This window comes from Frisingicoccus sp., from assembly GCA_016298055.1.
In the GTDB taxonomy this organism is placed as follows: Bacteria; Bacillota; Clostridia; order Lachnospirales; family Lachnospiraceae; genus Frisingicoccus.
Genome location: JAEDDO010000232.1, coordinates 1 through 2,565, shown reverse-complemented (window position 1 = coordinate 2,565; position 2,565 = coordinate 1). Strand labels below are relative to the sequence as shown.

Annotated in this window: 3 protein-coding genes; all 3 read right to left on the bottom strand. The window is 42.0% G+C overall.

The window, feature by feature from the left end:
* Window positions 1–135: 135 nt before the first annotated feature.
* A complete protein-coding gene (locus QZZ35_RS10980; protein WP_291237440.1) occupies window positions 136–1,524 on the bottom strand; it encodes a glycine--tRNA ligase in 1,389 nt (462 codons plus the stop codon).
* Between the two features lie 61 nt (window positions 1,525–1,585).
* On the bottom strand, window positions 1,586–2,359 hold the full coding sequence (recO, locus tag QZZ35_RS10975; protein ID WP_291237439.1) for a DNA repair protein RecO: 774 nt from the start codon (window positions 2,357–2,359) through the stop codon (window positions 1,586–1,588).
* A gap of 8 nt (window positions 2,360–2,367) precedes the next feature.
* On the bottom strand, window positions 2,368–2,565 hold a 198-nt coding region (locus QZZ35_RS10970), incomplete at its 5' end, for a KH domain-containing protein (protein WP_291237438.1).

The window sequence follows — 2,565 nt, the reverse complement described above, 5'->3', positions numbered from 1 at the left end:
TTATTCCCCCCTAAATTATTCTTAAAATATATATGCTAAAATATTTGGGTCAAAATATTTGCCCCTATGATACCTGCGGATTTTTTCACGTTGGTATCATGTTAATTTTATAACATACTCCTTAAATAGTCAAGATTAGAAACGAAACTTCTCTTCAAAATATGCCTCTAAATCTTCAATTTTGATACGTTCCTGAGCCATGGAATCACGCTCACGAACAGTTACGCATCCGTCTTCTTCAGAATCGAAATCGTAAGTTACACAGAATGGTGTACCGATCTCATCCTGGCGACGGTAACGTTTTCCTATGTTGCCTCTGTCATCATATTCACAGTTATATTTCTTACTCAGCTGTGAAAATACTTTCTCTGCGCCCTCATTCAATTTCTTTGATAATGGCAGCACACCCACTTTAACAGGAGCAAGGGCCGGATGGAATCGAAGTACCGTACGCATGTCACCGCCTTCAAGCTCTTCTTCATCATAAGCACCGCAGAGGAATGCGAGAACAACTCGGTCTGCACCAAGAGATGGCTCAATAACATATGGAATATATTTTTCTTTCTTCTGGTCGTCGAAATATGTCAGATCAACGCCGGAAACATTCTGATGCTGTGTCAGGTCATAGTCTGTACGGTCAGCAATACCCCAAAGTTCGCCCCATCCGAATGGGAAAAGGAATTCGATATCGGAAGTTGCTTTACTGTAGAAGGACAGTTCTTCCTGATCGTGATCGCGTACACGCATCTCTTCTTCTTTCATTCCGAGAGATTTCAGCCAGTTAATGCAGAAATCCTTCCAGTATGCAAACCATTCAAGGTCTGTGTCCGGTTCACAGAAGAATTCAAGTTCCATCTGCTCGAACTCACGTGTACGGAATGTAAAGTTACCCGGTGTAATCTCGTTACGGAAAGATTTACCGATCTGACCGATACCAAATGGAATCTTCTTACGGGATGTTCTCTGAACATTTTTAAAGTTTACAAAAATACCCTGAGCTGTCTCCGGTCTTAAGTAAACAGTATTTTTTGCATCCTCTGTAACACCCTGGAATGTTTTGAACATCAGGTTGAACTGACGGATATCTGTAAAATTGTGGGCACCGCATGTTGGACACGGAATCTTATGCTCCGCAATAAAGTCCTGCATCTCTTCATTGCTCCAGCCGTCAACAGAACTTTTCAGTTCAATACCGTTTGCAGCACTGAAATCTTCGATGATCTTGTCGGCACGGAAACGTTCATGACATTCTTTACAGTCCATTAAAGGATCGGAGAAGCCGCCAAGATGTCCGGAAGCCACCCATGTCTGAGGATTCATAAGAATCGCACAGTCAACACCGACGTTGTAAGGATTTTCCTGAATAAATTTCTGCCACCATGCACGTTTTACATTATTTTTCAACTCAACGCCAAGATTGCCGTAATCCCATGTGTTTGCAAGTCCGCCATAGATTTCGGAACCTGGATATACAAAACCTCTTGCTTTTGCCAAAGCAACAATTTTTTCCATTGTCTTTTCCATAATGTTAATACCTCGCTATTTCTATTCGCTTGTTTTATTGTATACTTTATCTATACTTTTTTCAAGATTTTTCTATATTTTGTACAATCGTATCTTCCATAAGCTCCAGAATCTCCAGAGATTTGAAAGTTTTATCAATATGTTCTTCTATGTAACCCTTCATCATCTTCTGAAGTTCCCGAAGGACTTCCGGGGACACATTGAATGTATAGAGCTTTTCAATCGGTGCCGTCAGTATATATTGAATCGTATAGAGCGTGGAAGGTGAAATAAAATAAAGTCTTCCCCCCTCCGACAAACACCGGTCACAGATCATACCGCTTCTTGCCGGGCTGAAATGTGAAAGTGCTGTCTCATTTCCGCAATGAATGCAATGGAAACATTCCGGATACTCCCCGTTGACCACAAAAATCCGAAGCTCATAGATGACCCGAATGAGGGGCATCGGAACCGCATCCCTGCATAAAATCCTGAGCGTCTGGTAGAGAAGCTTTAAAAGTTCCACTTCATTATTGTTCTCTCTGGCATAGTAAGATGCCATTTCAAGAAAATAAGAAGCATAACAGGCTCTGATCGGGTCCTTCGGGAGTTGTTCAAAATAATTTTTAATCTCAGCCGACACCAGAGTATAGGCATTTTTGCCTTCGATGACCCGAAAAGTACCGAAAGCAAAAAGCTGTGTACTGCCCATCAATGCACTGTACTGCCGGCGTGCACCTCTGGCAAAGGCGGTAATCTTCCCCCGCTCCTTTGTCAAAAGCACCACACGTTTGTCATATTCATTTACCGGGGATGTCCCAATGACCATAGCGGTCACTTCAACTGACTCAACCATCCTATCACCTAATAATCGTTTTTATCATATCCGAAGTTCTTTATAAGAAAATCACTGTCTCTCCAGTCCTTCTTGACCTTTACCCAGAGCTGGAGATTTACTTTCGTATCCAGCAGATTTTCAATCTCAATGCGGGCATTCTGTCCGATCTTTTTAAGCATGCTTCCCTGCTTCCCGATAATCATGCCTTTGTGAGAATCTCTCTC